Origin of the sequence: Sphingomonas aerophila (genome assembly GCF_014199305.1) — a bacterium.
Lineage (GTDB): Bacteria > Pseudomonadota > Alphaproteobacteria > Sphingomonadales > Sphingomonadaceae > Sphingomonas > Sphingomonas aerophila.
The window spans coordinates 1-18,540 of the sequence record NZ_JACIJK010000003.1; the positions used below are offsets into that span (position 1 = coordinate 1).

Annotated in this window: 19 protein-coding genes and 1 pseudogene; 12 read left to right on the forward strand and 8 right to left on the reverse strand. The window is 64.3% G+C overall.

Features of this window, described 5'->3' with window-relative positions:
- Positions 1-268 (reverse strand): annotated as a pseudogene (locus FHS94_RS04940) (recombinase family protein); the annotation flags it as partial.
- Between the two features lie 535 nt (positions 269-803).
- On the opposite strand from FHS94_RS04940, the gene FHS94_RS04945 reads away from it, so the two are divergent.
- The 6 genes from FHS94_RS04945 (at position 804) to FHS94_RS04965 (ending at position 5,926) form a co-directional block, all read left to right on the forward strand.
- Complete coding sequence (locus FHS94_RS04945) at positions 804-1,121, forward strand: hypothetical protein (protein ID WP_184055314.1); 318 nt, start codon at positions 804-806, stop codon at positions 1,119-1,121.
- 233 nt (positions 1,122-1,354) lie between these two features.
- Positions 1,355-1,840, forward strand: a complete 486-nt coding sequence (locus FHS94_RS04950; RefSeq protein WP_221234574.1) for a hypothetical protein — start codon at positions 1,355-1,357, stop codon at positions 1,838-1,840.
- Between the two features lie 1,597 nt (positions 1,841-3,437).
- Positions 3,438-3,800 (forward strand): hypothetical protein, encoded by a 363-nt coding sequence (locus tag FHS94_RS04955; protein ID WP_184055318.1) that lies wholly within the window; start codon positions 3,438-3,440, stop codon positions 3,798-3,800.
- A gap of 320 nt (positions 3,801-4,120) precedes the next feature.
- A complete protein-coding gene (locus tag FHS94_RS19125; RefSeq protein ID WP_221234575.1) occupies positions 4,121-4,333 on the forward strand; it encodes a hypothetical protein in 213 nt (70 codons plus the stop codon).
- 178 nt (positions 4,334-4,511) lie between these two features.
- Positions 4,512-4,832 (forward strand): ribonuclease E inhibitor RraB, encoded by a 321-nt coding sequence (locus FHS94_RS04960; RefSeq protein ID WP_184055320.1) that lies wholly within the window; start codon positions 4,512-4,514, stop codon positions 4,830-4,832.
- A 689-nt stretch (positions 4,833-5,521) separates the two neighbouring features.
- Positions 5,522-5,926: a hypothetical protein gene (locus tag FHS94_RS04965; RefSeq protein ID WP_184055322.1), complete on the forward strand. Its 405-nt coding sequence runs from the start codon at positions 5,522-5,524 to the stop codon at positions 5,924-5,926.
- A gap of 887 nt (positions 5,927-6,813) precedes the next feature.
- Here FHS94_RS04965 and FHS94_RS04970 read toward each other — a convergent pair.
- Together FHS94_RS04970 and FHS94_RS04975 are read right to left on the reverse strand one after the other, a co-directional pair.
- On the reverse strand, positions 6,814-6,984 hold the full coding sequence (locus FHS94_RS04970) for a hypothetical protein (protein ID WP_184055324.1): 171 nt from the start codon (positions 6,982-6,984) through the stop codon (positions 6,814-6,816).
- Positions 6,981-7,607, reverse strand: a complete 627-nt coding sequence (locus FHS94_RS04975) for a hypothetical protein (RefSeq protein WP_221234576.1) — start codon at positions 7,605-7,607, stop codon at positions 6,981-6,983. The genes FHS94_RS04970 and FHS94_RS04975 overlap by 4 nt, the downstream gene beginning before the upstream one ends.
- Positions 7,608-7,616: 9 nt before the next feature.
- Here FHS94_RS04975 and FHS94_RS04980 point away from each other — a divergent pair, with 9 nt between their 5' ends.
- Positions 7,617-7,838, forward strand: a complete 222-nt coding sequence (locus FHS94_RS04980; protein ID WP_184055328.1) for a hypothetical protein — start codon at positions 7,617-7,619, stop codon at positions 7,836-7,838.
- 58 nt (positions 7,839-7,896) lie between these two features.
- Here FHS94_RS04980 and FHS94_RS04985 read toward each other — a convergent pair whose 3' ends face one another.
- A complete protein-coding gene (locus FHS94_RS04985; protein ID WP_184055330.1) occupies positions 7,897-8,379 on the reverse strand; it encodes a glycine zipper 2TM domain-containing protein in 483 nt (160 codons plus the stop codon).
- Between the two features lie 96 nt (positions 8,380-8,475).
- The gene (locus FHS94_RS04990) at positions 8,476-8,784 is read right to left on the reverse strand and encodes a glycine zipper 2TM domain-containing protein (RefSeq protein ID WP_184055332.1); all 309 of its coding nucleotides are present in this window, start codon (positions 8,782-8,784) and stop codon (positions 8,476-8,478) included.
- A 153-nt stretch (positions 8,785-8,937) separates the two neighbouring features.
- Here FHS94_RS04990 and FHS94_RS04995 point away from each other — a divergent pair, with 153 nt between their 5' ends.
- Positions 8,938-9,567, forward strand: a complete 630-nt coding sequence (locus FHS94_RS04995) for a trimeric intracellular cation channel family protein (RefSeq protein WP_184055334.1) — start codon at positions 8,938-8,940, stop codon at positions 9,565-9,567.
- A gap of 6 nt (positions 9,568-9,573) precedes the next feature.
- On the opposite strand, the gene FHS94_RS05000 is transcribed toward FHS94_RS04995, so the two are convergent.
- Together FHS94_RS05000 and sppA are read right to left on the reverse strand one after the other, a co-directional pair.
- The gene (locus FHS94_RS05000) at positions 9,574-10,131 is read right to left on the reverse strand and encodes a GNAT family N-acetyltransferase (protein WP_184055336.1); all 558 of its coding nucleotides are present in this window, start codon (positions 10,129-10,131) and stop codon (positions 9,574-9,576) included.
- Between the two features lie 3 nt (positions 10,132-10,134).
- The gene (gene sppA / locus FHS94_RS05005; protein ID WP_184055338.1) at positions 10,135-12,012 is read right to left on the reverse strand and encodes a signal peptide peptidase SppA; all 1,878 of its coding nucleotides are present in this window, start codon (positions 12,010-12,012) and stop codon (positions 10,135-10,137) included.
- 132 nt (positions 12,013-12,144) lie between these two features.
- Between sppA and FHS94_RS05010 the strand changes: the two genes are divergently transcribed.
- The 4 genes from FHS94_RS05010 to FHS94_RS05025 all read left to right on the forward strand — a co-directional run bounded on the left by FHS94_RS05010 (position 12,145) and on the right by FHS94_RS05025 (position 17,492).
- Positions 12,145-13,554, forward strand: coding sequence for an MATE family efflux transporter (locus tag FHS94_RS05010; RefSeq protein WP_246348379.1), 1,410 nt, complete (start codon positions 12,145-12,147; stop codon positions 13,552-13,554).
- A 129-nt stretch (positions 13,555-13,683) separates the two neighbouring features.
- Entirely contained in the window at positions 13,684-13,971 is a 288-nt protein-coding gene (gene groES / locus FHS94_RS05015) for a co-chaperone GroES (protein ID WP_184055340.1), read from the forward strand.
- Between the two features lie 51 nt (positions 13,972-14,022).
- Positions 14,023-15,669 (forward strand): chaperonin GroEL, encoded by a 1,647-nt coding sequence (gene groL / locus FHS94_RS05020; RefSeq protein ID WP_184055342.1) that lies wholly within the window; start codon positions 14,023-14,025, stop codon positions 15,667-15,669.
- Positions 15,670-15,872: 203 nt separating this feature from the next.
- Positions 15,873-17,492 (forward strand): DUF6311 domain-containing protein, encoded by a 1,620-nt coding sequence (locus FHS94_RS05025; protein WP_184055344.1) that lies wholly within the window; start codon positions 15,873-15,875, stop codon positions 17,490-17,492.
- Here the strand turns inward: FHS94_RS05025 and FHS94_RS05030 are convergent.
- Positions 17,458-18,516: a mannose-1-phosphate guanylyltransferase/mannose-6-phosphate isomerase gene (locus tag FHS94_RS05030; RefSeq protein ID WP_184055346.1), complete on the reverse strand. Its 1,059-nt coding sequence runs from the start codon at positions 18,514-18,516 to the stop codon at positions 17,458-17,460. The two genes, FHS94_RS05025 and FHS94_RS05030, sit on opposite strands and share 35 nt — an antisense overlap.
- Positions 18,517-18,540 lie beyond the last annotated feature (24 nt).

Sequence of the window (18,540 nt, forward strand, 5' to 3'; positions counted from 1 at the left end):
AGTGACCGAAAATCAACTTTGCGGGCCGACAGGTCGGCCGCCAGTTCGATCAGGCCCTGGATGGAGCGGCCAAGCCGATCGAGCTTCCAGATCACAGCGTGTCGCCCGCTCGGACAAAGTCGAGAGCTTCGGCAAGCCCCGGCCGGTTGACCCTCGCGCCGCTCGCCTTGTCAGTGAACAGCTTTTCGCATCCGGCCTTGGTCAGCGCATCCGTTTGCAGGGTCAGGTCCTGATCGGCTGTCGAAACGCGCGCGTAGCCGATCAGCATCTGTCCCAAAACTCCATCTCAAACCGGTAATTTCGGGACTCCTATTTCGGGAACAGGTTTTGGGAAAGCCAAAGCTGCCAGTTGGGCGCTTTTGCGCACTGGCCTCGACTGTCCCGTTGAAGGTTCGTTTGTGGGACGGCCGCTCACGCCGGGATACCTACGACAACGATACCGTCCAACGTCTCGACATCGGGCATTCATCCGGAGCGGGCGATAGCCGCCTCCTTTCGATGCTAGTGCTCAAGAGGCGGACGAGGCTCCTCATGGCTTGGACGATCGTTTTAGTGTTTGGGGTTACTGCATCATTGGTAGCCGCGATCGCGGAAGCGCAACTGGCTAGAAGCTCAGGCGGCCGCCAGCACATTTGGATAGCGGGCGGGTCAGCACTCCTCGCTCTAGTCTGCGCGTTTTACCTCGTGAAGGGGTGACCTAGACGTCGCAGCAGCACATGGTCCCGTATCTGATCTCTTGCGACGACAAGCGCGGTCGAAACCGCCCAATAGCGGATATCGCGCTTTGTCGATAAGCTACTAGGATGGCCATACAGTCGGACGATGACCGCGAACTTGAGTTGCGAGTTAGCGACGTCGCGTATGAGGTCGCGAAGTTCAGTTGGCCTGATCTCGCCGAGCGACTGCCCGTTGGCCGAATTTACGTAAGGCCGGAAAGTGAGGGCCCTTACATGGCCGTGACGTGGGATGCCGACTGGAAGGGTCGTAAGAATGGCCCGATCCTCATTCGCATCAACGGCTATCTTGATCGCGAGCATGCGAACCCTGTCTGGGGCGCGGGTGAGATCATCGAGCAACAGCCAAGTTGGCTTATGCGCTTGCTTAACCGCTTCGGCAGCTAACCACCAAACCCGGACAGTCCCGAAATAGCATACCAATTGAGACGGCTAATCTGCCGCCCTCGCCCACTTGCGAGCGCAGCCGCACCCCTACAAGGTGGTCGGATGAAGGAAGTTTGGATCGGTCGCTCGCAATGGTGGATGCCCTTTGTCGGAGCTGTTGTCGGTATAGCCATCCTGCGTGTCGCTGAAGCGTTACTCCAGGTGGAGGCTATTTGGTAAGGGCGGAGATGCGATTGAAACGTGCCTGGCCTGTCCTACTGGTCGTTCTGATTGTGCTGCAAGCACTCGTTCGCCCCGAAGCCAACGTTCTAAGCGTGAGAGACGACAGCTTCCATATCCTGCGGCGGATCTCAGCAGGAAGAGAAAGCCCGTGGCCTACCCAGACAGGTGTGCCGGAGTTGATGGTGCCCGACTACCAGTGCGGCTTTCCTGTAAAATTGGATCTTGTCGCGCCGCGCGTTTCCGAGATCGATGGGCCGCTCCGGTGGGCCTCGGAACGCATATACCAAGGCGATCTCGTTGATGCAGCCATCAAGGACCTGCCGCCTTGGCAAGTCAGGCTCTGGCAATTCCGTTACGGTCTGGGTTTATGGTCGGGTCAATTGGACGATGGTCCCGTTTCACCTAAAAAGGTGGAAGAGGCACGCCGCTTTGCCCTCCGCTACTATCAAATCCGCCTTCACCAAGTCGCATGCGACACTGCGCGCGGGCTACGCTGATCGACGGCTCTAATGAAAGCAGAATGTGTCGCGCTTCCGACCTTTATCGCTGAACCAGCTCACTGGGCATGTCGCCCTCGTTCTCCTAAGCGCCTGCCATCCGGAGCAGAGCCTTTGTGATAACAAAGATCCGAACTGGACATATAGACCCGTGCAAGCGGAACCTGTGGTGGACGTCGTTCTGGTCACGCGAGCAGGAGGCCTGCTGTGGAACGCTACGTCTATCGATCGAAAAGAGTTAGCAACCCGGCTTGATCTGAAGGCACGATCTGACGTCAGACCGACTACTCTCCTCCGCCATGAACAAGGCACCGACTGTTCAAAGGTCGCGGCTGCGCGTCGCCTCATAGCAAGCGCTTTAGGTTGTACGTCCGGCGGCTGCGCCGAGGGTGGCGAGTGGGATTCGATACCTGACAATGGGTTTAACGGATTTGACGGGGGAGGATAGGATGACACTTGGCGCCGCGGGACGGGCCCGAGCTGCCGGACAGTCGCCCAGAAAATTACCAGAGCGGGTACCTTGTCCGGCGCTTGCAACGCACTCGTTAAGGGTAAGCGTGCCAGGCTGCGGAGGATGGACACATAGGTGCGCTCCGGATACGATGAAGAAATAAGTTGAAAGCCGTTCAGGTCGTTCGCATGATCGCCGTCCTGCTAGGGCTGTCTGTATTCGCCCTCATCTGGCTGGCTGTGACAGCTCTGCTGTGGGGCGTGTTCACGGGACAACTCTTCGGGGCTCCACGAGCTGACCCGTCAAGCATGGTAATTATCTGTGCCGCACTCTCATACATCTATGTAGCTGCTCGCCTGTTTGGGGCCAGTTTGCGTCAGCGTTAAGCAGGCCAGCGCGTTGGCTCTACCTCACCAGCAGAACGTCTGCCAATTCATCCCCGGCGCCCGAAATCCGCCATTCCGCCTACCACCCAAAGCCGGACAGTCCCAAAATAGCATCCCAATCGGGACTGCCCCGTCCGTCTCGATTGCCGTTCCTTTGTGGGACGGTCGCTCACGCCCATTTGTAACCGTTGCCACGCTGGCCGTGTCCTGTTGCGGACGCGGCCTGTCAGGGGCATTAAGGCTGATCGGAGAAAGCTGATGTCTTGGAAGCTGGAGGCATGATCCTCGCGCTACTCACAACGCTATTCATGGAGCTCCCGATGATCATGTCGGGACCAGAGCAATCCTTGTCTCGTTTTCAAGCCGCCGCAAGGTCATGCGGTTATCCGCCACAGAGCGTTGTACGCGGCATCTTTAACGGCCAGCGCACGGTTATGCTGCCAGCGCGGGCTCCGAACTACGCCACGATTGCGTGCATGACAAAGTGGCTTGGATCGCATCCGCGGCTTCGGCTCAAGCAGATTGGGAGCTGATTGCAGTCACCTCCGGTCGTGATGGCAATGGCGACGCGAACGCCAGGCGCAGACACCAGTTGCCGATCTCACCGAACCGGGTAGGCCGACCCGCTCTGTTCTGCTGGCTGCCTTCACCAAACTCGGACCTTGAGGGGGTAGACCTCAGTTCCGAAAGCGGCCCTTCCGCTCTCGCCCAGTGTCGGACATCGGGGGACAGCGATAAGGTCTACTGACCTGGAGGCTAGATGTTCGGCTGGTTGGAAAAGCGGAGGAGGCGTCCACAACCGGAAGCACTGTGGGTCGTGTCGGTTGAGCCGGACCACGTTCAAGTCATCGACGACGCGGGCCGCACAACCAGATTGGCCAAGTCTGACATGATTGGCGTGGCAATCGAGACCAACGACACAGGTCCATGGGGTGCTGACGTTTGGTGGCTCTTGTTCGGATCAGAGGGACAGCTCGCGTGTGCATTTCCGCAAGGGGCAACCGGGGAAAGCGGCGCGCTCGATTACCTCACGCAACTTCCCGCCTTTGATTACGGGCAGGTGGCGAAAGCGATGGGCTCGACCGCGAAGGCCGTTTTTCCAGTTTGGGCCAAAGCCCGCTAACGCCCAGAATTTCGACATTCCGTCCCGGAAACGCCGTTGCCATTGCGGACATCGCCATCACGCTTAGGGTTAAGTGCGTGGACGAACATCGGCAACGGCTTGGTGAGCTTCTGAGGCGAAAACGACGGGCGAGCCGCGTTCCGGACGTTGTAGCGGCTTGGCGAGCTGTTGGCGTGGCATCGGCTCCGCTTTCGGCTGATCGGCAAGTAAGTCTAATAGACCAGTTGCGTTCCGCCGGTCTGCAGAGGTTCGGCGAGCTACCTCAACGATCAGGCGGGCCGCTTCTCTTTGCTGTCCGCGACTTTGCCGGACGTCGTGACGTGCTGGTCATTGTCGGGTGGGATGTAGAAGAGCCCGGCGTGCTCCTGTCATCCGAAGCGCTCATCCGCTCAGTATCGCACCTTCGGGCGTTGTATCCGGACGGCTTCGTGTTGATGGACCAGCCTCTAACGTCCGCCCTACTGGTCGACTTTGATGAGGGCGACCATGCAGCAACCTATGTGGAACATCGAATTCGGAACCCGGCCGGGTGACGTCGGAAATTGGCGTCCGTCGGCCGAAAGCTGCCCTTCCACTTTCCACCCAGAGCCGGACAGTCCTAAAAATAGCATCCCAATTGGGACGGCTGCCGCAGCGGGAGCGCCCACTGACAGTCGTTCAGCTTGCTCGAAACAAGCTTCCCGTCCAGATTTGTAGGCTAAGAGAACTGACATGTCGCTGCTCGATGAGAATGCCGAAATTCTGAAACGAATTGACGAGGGTGGGAACGATCTTAGCCTTTCGCGGGAGGTGGATTTTAGCCACCTCTTTGCTGACCGGCTCTCGGCAGAGGCCTTCGCTTCGGATGTTGAGCATCTTGGGTTCAGAGCAGCCGTCGAAAAAGTTGATCGCGACGAGGGCCATTGGGACGTGACAGCATCCAAGGAGCTGGTGCCCTCAGCGGCAAACGTGACCGCAGCAGAGGAGCAGTTGCACGCGCTGGCGCAAGTGTATGGCGGCCATGCAGACGGATGGGGCTTCATGAACCCTTAAGGTGCGAACGTCCGCTTATCTCTTCCGCACTCCCGAAAGCCGCTATTCCGTTCTCCACCAAGCTCGGCCATTCGGAGGCGGGACTACATCTACATGACTGAGGGGTGATCGCTTTCGACACGACCTCTTAGGCGCGCTCGACGCCATGCCGGGCTCGTGGCGGCCCGCCAACTTCCATCGGCGCGTTGCAATCGGCCAACTTCAATAAGCCCGACGCCCTCGGCGGGGATGAGTACAAGCTGACGTTTGCAAATGGCCGACGGAAAATGGCGCTCGTTGTGAGAGATGACGGCAAGATCGTGATAGCTTCATCGTTGGCGCCGCTAAGTACGGGCGATTAACTGCCCTGACTTCGGCCAGGTGCGTTCACCTTGTTGGGCCCGATGTCGCCATTCCTGAGCGTTCCCCGAAACGCCCAGGATCGGCCATTCAGCCTCGCTCGTTTCTTGCTTAGGGCGTGAGCGGGCTCCGCTTCTGTCGATCGGCGTCCAGCCTTCTCGGACTGCTCACAAACCCGGACAGTCCCACACCATCCCAAACGGGACGCTGCTTCTAAGAGCGGCCGGTCGGCTCACGCCCAATTGCGGATATCAACATTGCGGACAACGCGTATAGGCGAGAGGTCAGGCGCTCATTTTGGCCCCGATCTCTTCCTTGCGTCATGGACAAGTTCTGGAGAGAGCAGTCCAATGACATTTATCGCAATCGCTACGCTGATGATGACGCTGATTAGTGATGGCACCGCCAGTGCGGTCCCACCCGCGCCGGTTCCGCGCGTGGGAAATGAGGCACCCGCCCTCGCGGGTGTAATGCCGCCCGCGGGCACTACGCTGGCTAACATGGACATCACCGTGAAGCCGCGCGCTCGCGGAGAGACAGCCGTATATGAGCTGAGGAGCCAGCAAAGCGCGGCTGTCTTCAGAGATCAGTATGTTCTGAACGCCAGGCGTGCAGGGTATCAGGTCGTCGCTAAAGGGCTGCTCGTTGTGGGCGCGAGAAAAGACGGTACATCAATACGTTTGCGCGTGATCGAAGCTGATCGCGGGTCGGTGGCGGTCCTCACAGTCAAACCGCCCACGAACGATCGCACCTGACACGACCGTCCGCAATCCACCCGGTTGCGGACATCGGCCAGCCGTGCGAACCAAGAACATGGACGTTGTCTGCTGCTTTTGTTCAAGGCCAGTCCAAACCGGCGGCTTAGACCCCTGCACCCTTACTCTCTCGAAACGTGGCGAGGGCAGTCATGGCATGCCATCCGGCATGCTACCGGGAGCGACTTCACGACCTGCCTTACGGTGATGCGCTGTTTGAGGATCACGAGGGCTGACCCAGTGTCAGCGTTCGCCCAATCCGGACAGTCCCAAAATAGCATCCCAATCGGGACGGCAGCTCTCGCCCAGTTGCAGACGAACAATGTCTGATGCGATCATCTCCAGATGCGACGTTGGTTTGTGCTTTTCGCGACTGTGGGAGCTTCGGCCGCCATGATATCCTGTAGCGGTGCGGTAAGCCCGCCGCTCCCGCCCTTGGCGATGGGAGCCTTGACCACTGGCGGGAGCACCTCGTTGTGCGAGCCCAGTTCCGGACCGGGCTCTACGCCTGCCACAGCGTCTCACTCACCAGAGATAAATCTGCGGCTCGTCCGAGACTTTCCACCGGGATCACCCGCTGTTTTACTGCGACGTTCGCTCGTTCGGCAGGGCTTCAAGTTGGACGGCTTCTGCTCGCCGGACCGCAGCGTTAATTTGGCTGAGTTTCGCCAGCGCGGGGGGAATGGGATCACCGCGATGCCAGCTTTCGTGACCGTTTACTGGAAAGAAGACGGCGCGGCTCGGCTTGTTTGGGCAACCGGCGACATCGCGTTCACCGGCCTGTAGCGTCTGCTTTAGCGTCAGCGCGCCCGAAAGCTGCCGGACCGCTTGCCGAGGCGGGCCAGGCAGCGAGACGTCCGGCCTTTTTCAACAGCCCCGGTCGTTTACTAGTCGCTGCTGAGCAGCGTTGCATCCGCGCCGCCGCCCGGCCGGGGAGCGGCATGCACGACAAAGCGGCGCCGGCCAAGCGCGCCCGTCAACAGGTGCCGGCCCTGATCCTCGCCATGGTCGAACGCCAGACGGTCGCCGCGCGCGCGGGTAAAGAACCAGTCGATCACCCGGTCGGCCGGCGTCGCTGTCGCAAAGCTGACACACGCAGGTCGCATCCCGGCACGTCGGTTCCCGCCGCTTCCACGACGCGTGCGCCAGTGGGCAGGGGAAGGGTGGCCGGCAGCCGCTCGGCCCAGCCAGTGGCATAACGCAAGACCGCGACGCAGGCTGCGCTCGCGCGCTGACGCTCGGCAAAGGCGGCGAGGGTCAATGCCGACGCGGCAGCGGTGCAGCGAGGGCATTCGCCATTGGCTGCAGGCGCGTGCGCGAGCGCGGCAGGGTCGACCTTGTCCGCGACCATGCCGAGCGCGTCGGGTGGTATCGACATCGGTTCCGGCGCGGGTGGCGGACGGATGGCGTCGATGTTGGAGAGTTGGCCAAGGGCGGGGTCGATCATGATCGGCGCGTTGATCGCCGCCGCAATGGCGGGGTCGCCGATGCGGGCTCCCGGGCTGTCGCCTGGCCTGTCGGACGGCACCTGGTTGCCGGAACACGCTACCAGCAGCAGGCTGGCGGTTAGGATGCATCGGGGCAGGAGTGGCGCGCGGACCATGCGGCCCCATGCCACGGCATCATTTAACGGGCGGTTGCGCGGGCGAACGGTGTTGCGATCGGGGCGGGGCCGGGCCACTTGGCTGGTATGGCCAACATCCTCTCCATCCTGATCGGTCTTGTCGCACTGTTGCTCGGGATCGTGCCGTTCCTGCCGTTCATGGCTTGGGGATACTGGTTCGTGACCCCGATCACGCTGGTTGGTGCCGCTGTAGGCGCGCTGTCGCGCCACCGGTCGGGGCGCAACCTGAACCTGCTGCTGGCGATCATCTTCGCTATCCGCCTGGCCCTGGGCGGCGGCTTCATCTGACACGAGAAAGGGGCCCGACCATCGGCCGAGCCCCTTTCCGCGCGACGAACTGAAAGTCTTAGCGGCAGCGTACCTGGCCGCGGTCGACCGACTGGCCGAGCAGCGCGCCACCACCGGCGCCTACCAGCGTACCGAGCAGTTCCGAGCGGCCATTGGTCAGCGCATTACCGAGCAACCCACCCGCGATGCCGCCGATGATCAGGCCAGTGGTGCCGTCATTGCGGCGGCAATAATAGCGGCCGTTCGACCCGCGATAGATGCGGTCGTTACGGCTGAGGCGACGCTGCTGGTAATAGCGACCATCCCGGTAATAGCGATCCGCGAAGTACGCGCGCTGACCTGGCTCATTCCGGTTGTAGTCATAGGACCGGTAACGACGAAAATCATTGCGGCCGTCGCGCCGGTCATCTCGGCGGTCGTTGCGGTCGTCGCGCCGATCCTGGCGATAGTCGCGGCGGTCTTCGCGATAGGATTGGGCGGCTGCCGGGAATCCGGCGAGCGTGGTGGCCGCCAGCACGGCGGACAAGATTGATTTACGCATCAGCTACTCCTCCCATGAGGGCGCCGGGAGCGTTGGTTCCCTGCGCCGTCGAGGCCAGGTTGGCGGGGCGGCACGGTGCCACCCCGCCAGCCGGCATTAGCGGCAGCGACGCTTGCTGGAGCCGCGGTCGATCTCACGGCCCGCCAGCGCGCCCGCTGCGGCGCCGCCCAGCGTCCCAATGGTGCGATCGCCACGCGTGTCGATCGTACGGCCGAGCAGGGCGCCAGCGACGCCGCCGACGACCAGGCCGGTGGTGCCATCCGCCTTGCGGCAACGCGTGCGGCCGCGATCGTCGCGCCACTCGCGATACTTGTAGCGGCGCTGTGCGTCAGCGGCGGTCACCGGCAGAACAAGCGTCGGGGCAACCATCGCGGCACAACCCAGTGCAAGCATCATCTTACGCATCACATCGCTCCATTTGTTTCCAAACACTGCGGGGGTAACGTCGCGGCTCGCGCGGGGGTTGCATGAACCGCAAACAACGTTTCGTTCAGATAACGACAGGGTTGGGCGGAGCGGCCTTGCCCGGCCTGGCGCAGGCGTTCATTCACCGGTCCGATGTTGCATCCTGCCGCCATCCTTCCCGCCTTTGCGCCATGGTTCGACCTCGCCGGGCTTGCGGTGTTCGCGGCGTCGGGCGCGCTGGCGGCGGCGCGCGCCGGGCAGACGGCAGTCACGCTCGCCTTTTTCGCCCTGGTAACGGGTGTCGGTGGGGGGACACTGCGCGACCTGCTGATCGGCGCGCCGGTGTTCTGGGTTCACGACGCACGGGCGGCGGCGGTGTGCCTGGCGGCGGCGGCGGCGATCTGGGCCACGCCAGAGCGTTGGTGGCGGGGGCAGGCACTGGACTGGTTCGACGCGGTGGGCCTTGCGGCCTATGCCGTGTTCGGGGCCGCAAAGGCGCTGCGCTATGACGTGCCGCCGGTGCCAGCCTTTGTCATGGGCGTGGTCACCGCCTGCGTTGGCGGCATCGTGCGCGACGTGTTGGCGGGCGAGCCGTCCATCCTGATGCGGCCCGAACTTTACGTCACCGCCGCGGCGCTTGCCTCCGCAACCCATGTCGGGCTGGTCGCGGCGGGTGTTCCGGTGGGGATCGCGGCCGGGATCGCGGCGGCAGCGGGCTTCGCCTTGCGCGCGGCGGCCATTCGCTGGCGCCTGGCGCTGCCGGCGTATCCGGGGCGGCGCTGAGGCGGGTCAGGGTTCGAGGACGAGCAGGCCGGTGACGGGCAGCGGCTCGGCCGGGGGCAGGGCCGCAGGCGCCAGGGCCCGCTGCCAATAGCCCACATCGGCCCATTGCCCCAGCTTGTACCCCACCGCCGCCAGGGTGCCGGCATGAACAAAGCCCAGCGTTTCATGTAGCGCGACCGAGCCGGGATTGGGTAGCGCGATCGCGCCGATCGCCTGGGTGAAGCCCTGCCGGGTCAGGGTTGCGATGAGCGCTTCATAGAGCTGCCGCCCGATCCCGCGGCGGTGGGCATGACTAGCCAGATAAATAGTTGTTTCGACTGTCCAGCGATAAGCCTCCCGCTCACGGAAGCGCCCGGCATAGGCGTAGCCGAGCACCGCGCCGTCCGGTCCCTCCGTGGCGACCAGCCACGGGTAAAGCTCGCCCGCGGACGCCATCCGCGCCGCCATGATCGCCGCATCGGGAGCCTCCAGCTCAAACGATGCGATGCCGGCCGTCACATGCGGCGCATAGATGGCGGCGATCGCGCCCGCGTCGTCCGGCGTCGCGGCGCGCAAGGCGATCACCGGTCAGAAGCCGAGGCGGGAGAGCAGCAATTGCGTCAGCCCGACATCCTCGGCGCTGGGCGTTGCGGGGGCGATGGCCGCGCATTCCAGGCAGCGTGCCTGCACCGCCGCGCCGGTCGCGAGCCGCCGCGCATCGCCGACCGCCTGGATCAGCGCGGCGCGTCGCATGGTCGACAGGCGGCTGAACGCGTCGCCCGCGCCCGCATCGTCGTCGCGGTTGCGATCGGCAAAGGCGCGGGCGAACTGTTCAAAGGCGCCCGGCTTCTTTTCCAGATATTCGGCATGGACCTTGGCGGGATCGAGTTTGGCGCGTTTTGCTGCTTCAGCGATGGCATCCGACAGGGTCCCGAAACGGTCCACCAGCCCGATCTGGCGCGCGGTGCCGCCGTCCCACACGCGACCCTGGCCGATCTCGTCCACCCGCGCGGGGGTCATGCGCCGCGCCTGTGCTACCCGGCTGATGAACTGGCGATAGCCGCCCTCGATCCCCGCCTGGAACAGCTTGTCGACGATCGGAGTGGTGCCGGCCATGATGTCGGGCTGGCCCGACAGGGCGGTGGTGCGAACGCCGTCGCTGGTCAGTCCAACCTTGGCCAACGCCTTTTCAAAAGTCGGGACGATGCCGAAAATCCCGATCGAGCCGGTGATCGTAGACGGCTCCGCGAAGATCGTATCGCCCGCGGTGGCGACCCAATAGCCGCCCGATGCCGCGACCGACCCCATCGAGATGACAACCGGTAGCCCACGCTTCTTGGCCTGCATCACCGCATCGCGGATCTGTTCGGAGGCAAGGGCGGATCCCCCGGGCGAATCGACGCGAACCACCAGCGCCTTCAGGTTCTTTTCCGCCAGACCCTTCAGCATCAGCTGGACCAGCGTTTCGCCACCAGCGGTGCCAGCCGGCGCCTTGCCGTCGACGATGTCGCCCGCGACCGTCAACACGCCGACCGCGTCGCCCGCAGTCGGCAGCGGGTGGGCGGCAACATAGTTGTCGTAGGTGATCTTGTTGAACCAGCCCGCTGGCCGCTTAGCATCGCCACCGGCAATCTGCGCGACGCGCTGGCCAAAGGCGATGCGATCGCCAAGCTTGTCGACCACGCCGGTTTGCAGGTCGGCCTTGGCGAAATCACCCGCGGTGCGGGCGACCAATTGGGCGGGATCGGTCAGCCAGGCCGCGATCTGCGCCTTGGGCCGGGCATGGGAGACCGCCTGCTTCCAGTTCTCGAATAGCGAGCCGTAGAGTGCGGTCGCTGCCGCGCGTGCATCCGGGCTCTGGTCGGCACGGGTATAGGGTTCGACGAACGACTTGTAGCGGCCGACACGGTACACGTGAACGTTGACGCCCAGCTTGTCGATCAGCCCCTTGTAATAGAGCGTGGTGCCGCCCGGCCCGGTGAACAGCGTCTGCCCCAGCGGGTGCATCCAGATCTCGGAAGCGTTGGCCGCGATGCGATAGCCAGCGTCGGTATAGCCGTTGGAGAAGGCGAGCACCGGCTTGCCGCCCGCGCGAACCCGGGCCAGCGCCTCGCCCACTTCGTTCAGCGCCGCCGGATAACCGCCGCCAAAGCCGTCAAGGTCAACCACCACCGCCTTGACGCGAGTATCGTCGCGCGCGGCATCGATCGTGCGGACCACGTCGCGCAGGCGGAACTGGCGGGGGCCCGCATTGCCCGCCAGGGTCGCAAAGGCCTGTGCCTCGGCCGGCTGCTCGACGATGGTGCCGTCCAGGTCCAGGACCAGTGCCCCGTTCGTGATCGCGGCAGGATTTGGCCGGGCGTTCAGCGCCGCGTAGAGGAGGCCAAAGAACAACAACATCGCAATCAGGACGAGACCGTCCTTGATCGCCACCAACAGCTTCCACGCACCCCGAACCAGCTTCACCCGCGTCGCTCCACGACCTGCATCATGCGTCAGGGCTAAAGCATGGTTGAACAAGGAGCAATGCCCTGTATTAATCCGGTAATACAGGGCGAGGCTTTCCTTGGCCGCCGGACCTGCTAGCGACGCGGGGCCATGTCCGCGCCCGCCGCCCTGATGCCGCTCGCCGGTCCCAAGCCCGCCACCTGGCCGGATGAAATGCGCGCGCTGGTCGCGCTCGCTGCGCCGCTGGTCGGCGGCAACCTGCTGCAGATGGCGATCTATTCCGTCGATGTGCTGTTCGTGGCGCACTTGGGCCAGGTTGCCTTCGCCTCCGCGACGCTGGGCGTGTACCTGTATTCGCTGTTCATGTGGGCGCTGTCCGGCATGGTCGGCGCGGCGGCCGCGCTGATCGCGGCGGAGCTTGGCCGGCGGCGCCATGCGGTGCGCGAAGTGCGGCGCTCGTTTCGCATGGCGATGTGGCTGTGCGTGATGGCGGGGATACCTGCCATGCTTCTGTTGTGGCACGGCGAATGGCTGTTCACCCTCGCGCGTCAGGACCCGCGCGTGGCGGCGGAGGGTGGCCGGTTCCTGCGCGTGCTGTTCGTCGCGATGGTGCCGGCGCTGGTCAGCACCGTGATGCGCCAGACGGTCGCGGCGCTGGGCAAGCCCGGTTATGCCATGCTGGTCAATGGCGTGGCGCTGGGCTTGTCCTTGCTTGCCAACTGGGCGCTGGTGTTCGGGCATCTCGGCCTGCCCGCTCTCGGGCTGATCGGGTCGGCGCTGGCCAGTGTGATCACCAGCATCGCGATCATGATCGCCTATGTTGCCATCCTGCTGCGCGATCGGCGCATTCGCCGGTACCGGCTGCTGGGGCGTTGGTGGCGCAGCGACTGGGAGCGGCTGGGCGAGCTTGTCCGGCTGGGCGTGCCGATCGCGCTGACGCTGATCTTTGAGGCCGGGCTGTTTGGCGGGGCCGGGTTCCTGATGGGGCTGATCGGCGTCACGGAGGTCGCCGCCCACGCGGTGGCGCTGAACCTTGCATCCTTCACCTTTCAGGTCGCGATGGGGGTGGGGCAGGCTGCGACGATCCGCGTCGGCATGGCCTTTGGCGCGCAGGACCGGGAATGGGTCGCACGGGCGGGGTGGACGGCGCTGGTGCTCGGCACCGGGTTCATGGGGCTGACCGCGCTGGTGATGGCATCGGTGCCGCGGCCGTTCATCGGCATCTACCTTGACCTTGCCGACCCCGCCAATGCGCGTGCGATCGCGCTGGCGGTGCAGTTCCTGATCCTGGCCGCGGCATTCCAGCTGTTCGACGGGGCACAGGCGGTCGCCGCGGGCATCCTGCGCGGGCTTCAGGATACTCGGGTGCCGATGTTGTTCGCCCTTGCAAGCTACTGGATCGTCGGGTTCGGTGTCGCGGTCTGGCTGGGGTTCGGGGCAGGGTGGAACGGGGTCGGCATCTGGATCGGCCTGCTCGCCGGGCTGGTGGTGGCGTCAGGCGCGCTGGTGAGCCGCTGGACCATGCGCGGGCGATTGAACCTGATGGCACGCACGATCTGACATTTGGTTCATTTTTCTCGTGCCGTGCAGTTGACGACAGGCAGGAGCCGCCACATATCCGGGCCGCTGGCACTCCGGATAACCGAGTGCCAAATTAGTGTCACACGACCTGAAAAGAGGGCTTCAGCAATGAACTTTCGTCCGTTGCACGACCGCGTTCTCGTCCGCCGCGTTGAGGCGGAAGAGAAGACGGCCGGCGGGATCATCATTCCCGACACCGCCAAGGAAAAGCCGCAGGAAGGCGAAGTCGTCGCTGCCGGCACCGGTGCCCGCGCCGAAAACGGCACGATCACCCCGCTCGACGTCAAGGCTGGCGACCGCATCCTGTTCGGCAAGTGGTCGGGCACCGAGGTCAAGGTCGATGGCGAAGACCTGCTCATCATGAAGGAGTCGGACATCCTGGGCATCATCGCCTGAGATCGTTCGGTTCTACAGTTTCTCCACTTACACATCTGAAAGGGTAGCCACATGGCAGCCAAGGACGTGAAATTCGGCCGCGACGCGCGCGAGCGCATCCTGCGCGGCGTCGACATCCTCGCCGACGCGGTAAAGGTCACGCTGGGGCCGAAGGGCCGCAACGTCGTGATCGACAAGAGCTTCGGCGCACCGCGCATCACCAAGGACGGCGTCACCGTCGCCAAGGAGATCGAGCTCAAGGACAAGTTCGAGAACATGGGCGCGCAGATGGTGCGCGAAGTGGCCTCGAAGACCAACGACATCGCTGGCGACGGCACCACCACCGCGACCGTTCTCGCCCAGGCGATCGTTCGCGAGGGCATGAAGTCGGTAGCGGCCGGCATGAACCCGATGGACCTGAAGCGCGGCATCGACCTCGCTGTCACCAAGGTCGTCGAGGACGTGAAGGCCCGTTCCAAGCCCGTGTCGGGTTCGGCGGAAGTTGCCCAGGTCGGCATCATCTCCGCCAATGGTGACCGTGAAGTCGGCGAGAAGATCGCCGAGGCCATGGAAAAGGTCGGTAAGGAAGGCGTCATCACCGTCGAAGAGGCCAAGGGTCTCGATTTCGAGCTGGACGTCGTCGAAGGCATGCAGTTCGACCGCGGCTACCTGTCGCCCTACTTCATCACCAACCCGGAAAAGATGACGGTCGAACTCAACGACCCGTACATCCTGATCCACGAAAAGAAGCTCAGCAACCTGCAGGCGATGCTTCCGATTCTGGAAGCGGTTGTTCAGTCGGGTCGCCCGCTCCTGATCATCGCCGAGGACATCGAGGGTGAGGCTCTGGCCACGCTCGTGGTGAACAAGCTGCGCGGCGGCCTGAAGGTCGCAGCCGTGAAGGCGCCGGGCTTTGGTGATCGCCGCAAGGCGATGCTGGAAGACATCGCGATCCTGACCCAGGGCGAGATGATTTCCGAGGACTTGGGCATCAAGCTCGAGAACGTCACCGTTGGCATGCTCGGCACTGCCAAGCGCGTGTCGATCGACAAGGACAACACCACCATCGTCGATGGTGCTGGTGCAGCCGACTCGATCAAGGCGCGTACCGAAGCGATCCGTGCGCAGATCGAGAACACCACGTCCGACTACGATCGCGAGAAGCTCCAGGAGCGTCTGGCGAAGCTCGCAGGCGGCGTTGCAGTGATCAAGGTCGGCGGCGCGTCCGAGGTCGAGGTCAAGGAGCGCAAGGACCGCGTTGATGACGCGCTCCACGCGACCCGCGCAGCCGTTGAAGAGGGCATTGTCCCGGGCGGCGGCACGGCCCTGCTCTATGCCACCAAGGCGCTCGAAGGGCTCCAGGGCGGCAACGAGGACCAGACCCGCGGTGTGGACATCGTTCGCAAGTCGCTGACCGCGCTGGTTCGCCAGATCGCCAGCAATGCGGGCCATGACGGTGCGGTTGTGTCGGGCAAGCTGCTCGACGGCAACGACACCACGCTCGGCTTCAACGCTGCGACCGACACCTATGAGAACCTGGTCCAGGCCGGCGTGATCGACCCGACCAAGGTCGTTCGCACCGCGCTCCAGAACGCAGCATCGGTGGCGGGCCTGCTCATCACCACCGAGGCGACCGTGTCCGAACTGCCCGATGACAAGGCGTCCGCGCCTGCCATGGGCGGCGGCGGCATGGGCGGCATGGGCGGCATGGACTTCTGATCCCGGACGGGGGCAGTCCGCTGCCCCCGACACGGAATCAGATTGGCCAGCCGGTCGGCTCCGCCGAACCGGTCTGACGTCTGGCAGCGGCTCCGCCGCTGTTGGCCCGATCCAAAGCAAGGGGCCGGTGGGATCATCCCGCCGGCCCTTTTGCTTGCCGCTTTACCGCGCTGTTAACCAACCGGCGTGCAGGTTGCGCGCAGATGCGCCGCCTCCTTGTCCCGCTTGCCCTGACGGCGCTCACGCTTGCCCTGTTCTGCTGGTGGGTGCACCCGGAGGTGCTCGACATCCTGAACGTTGGTTGGACGCTGAACGGGAAGGATTGGGGGCCGAACGCGCTGGGGCTTGCCGCCTATCTGCGGGCGGGCAACTGGCCGGGTTCCACCACGCCGCTGGTGATGGCGCCCGAGGGCATCCACCTGCTGATGATGGACAGCAATCCGCTGGCCGCGCTGCTGCTCAAGCCTTTCGCCGGATGGCTGCTGCCGGCACCGATACAGGTGATCGGCTGGGTGATGCTGATCAATCTGGCCCTGCATGTCACCTTTGCATGGCTGCTGGTACGGGAACGGGCGCCGAATACGGGCATGGCGCTGGCGGGAACGGCGCTGCTGTCGCTGCTGCCCACGTTGTACAACCGCTTCCCCCATCCGAACCTCACCGCGCATTGGCTGATCCTGTGGTCCTTGTGGCTGTTCGTCGATCGCGACCGGGCGCGGCGTTGGGGGCAGTGGTTCCTCGTGGTGGCATTGGCAGGGCTGATCCACAGCTACCTGTTGCTGATGGTGCTCGCTTTCTGGAGCAGCGCTTTCCTGCGCGAGGTGGTGCTGGGAGACGACCGCCGCGGTCCGCTGGCGAGCTTTGCGGCCATGGCCGGCCTGGGCGTCGCGCTGGCGCTGTTCCACGGGCTGACCGACACGCCGGTATCGACCGGCACATACGGCAGCTTTCCGATGGCGCTGGACGCCCTGTGGAACCCGTTGGTGGCCACGAACAGCGTGTTCCTGCCGGCAAGCATGTACAGCCCCAATCAGGGGTTCGAGGGATTTCAGTATCTGGGTGCCGGGCTGCTGCTGCTGGTCGTGGCGGGCGCGCTGCTCGGCCTGAAGCAACGGCCCGGGCGAGACGGACTGGTCTGGCTGACCCCTGCGCTGTTCGTGCTGGCAGCGGTCGCGGTCAGCGATGTGGTGGTTTGGGGCGATGCGCGGCTGGTGCATGCCCGGCCACCGCAGGGGGTGATCGACGCGCTTGACCTGGTGCGGGCTTCTGGCCGGCTGTTTTGGCCGACCAGCTATGTGCTGGTCTACGCCGCACTCACAGCTTCGATGCGCTGGAACAAGGCGCGCCTGCTGATCACTGCCGCGCTGGTGCTGCAAGTGGCTGACATGGTGCCGATGATGGCCACGATCCGGGGGGAAACAGCACGGGCGACCGACCCGTCGGTGTTCGAGCGTACGCGCGACCCACGCTGGGCGACGCTGATTGCAGGCGCCGGAGCAATCGACATCCAGCCACCCGAAGCCTTTCGTGATGCGAAATTGCTGGAAGAGATTGGCTGGCACGCGATGCTCGGCTGCCGGCCGATGCGCTTCATGTACGTGTCACGCGTCTCGCGAGCGGCAACGGCGCGGCTCGCAGCGGAGCGACAGGACTTCCTGGCCGGAAAAGTGCCGGCCGATCGCCTGGTCGTGCTGTACCCCGGCGAGCGCGTGCCGAACCCGCTTCAGGCGCGGTCGCGGGTGCTGGACGGGGTATCTGTGGTGATCCCCGTTGCACCCGCACCGCCGCTTAGCTGTTCTTCATCGCCTCGATCAGCTTCTTGACCTCCTGGCTGCGGCCGCGCGGCAGCACCAGGACATCGTTGCCGCTCGCGACGACGATCAGGTCGGACACACCGACCATTGCGATGCGAACGCCATCCGAGCGGGCGAGACAATTCTGGGTGTCGATCGCCAGCACCTCACCCGTGCCAGTCTGGCGATGGGCGTTGCCCGCACTGTCCGTGTCGCTGATCGCATGGAGCGCATCCCAGCTGCCGACATCGCTCCAGCCCATCGCAACCGGCACGACCGCGACCTTGTCGGCGCGCTCCATGACCGCATAGTCGATCGAATCAGACGGGGAGGCGCCGAACGCGGCGGCATCGGGGTAGATCCGAACGCCATCGCGCCGGGCCTTGTCCATGGCGTCCTGTGCAGCGGTCAGCATGCCGGGCGCATAGGTTGCGAGCGCGGACAGGTAGGTATCGGCGCGGAACAGGAAGATGCCGCCATTCCAGACATGGTCGCCCGCTGCCAGCATCTCTTCCGCCTTGTCGAGCGGCGGCTTTTCCACGAAGCGCGCCACGCGGTGGACGCCCGTGTCGATCTCGTCACCGACCTGGATCCAGCCATAGCCGGTTTCGGGCGCGTCAGGCGCAATCCCGAAGGTGACCAGCCACCCGGCCTCGACCTTGGGCAGTGCCTTCGCAATGGCATCGTGAAAGGCCGCTACGTCGGCAATGACGTGGTCGGATGGCATGATCAGCAGCGCCGCCGAACCGCCGCCTGCCGCTAAGGCAGCGAGCGCGATGGCGGGCGCGGTGTTGCGGCCCGCGGGCTCCAGCACCAGCGCTGACGGCGCGCTGTCGCTGTCCGCCAATTGCTGCTCGATCAGGTCGGCATGCTGGGCGTTGGCCACCACGATCGGCGCCGAATACCGCTCACCCCGGGCGCGCTGCGCGGTCAGCTGGAGCATGGTCTGCTCTGCCGTGAGGGCGAGCATCTGCTTGGGCATTTCGGGCCGCGACATCGGCCACAGCCGGGTGCCCGATCCGCCGGACAAGATCACGGGAACGATGGTGGTCATTAATACTCCCCCTTGCGACGCTGC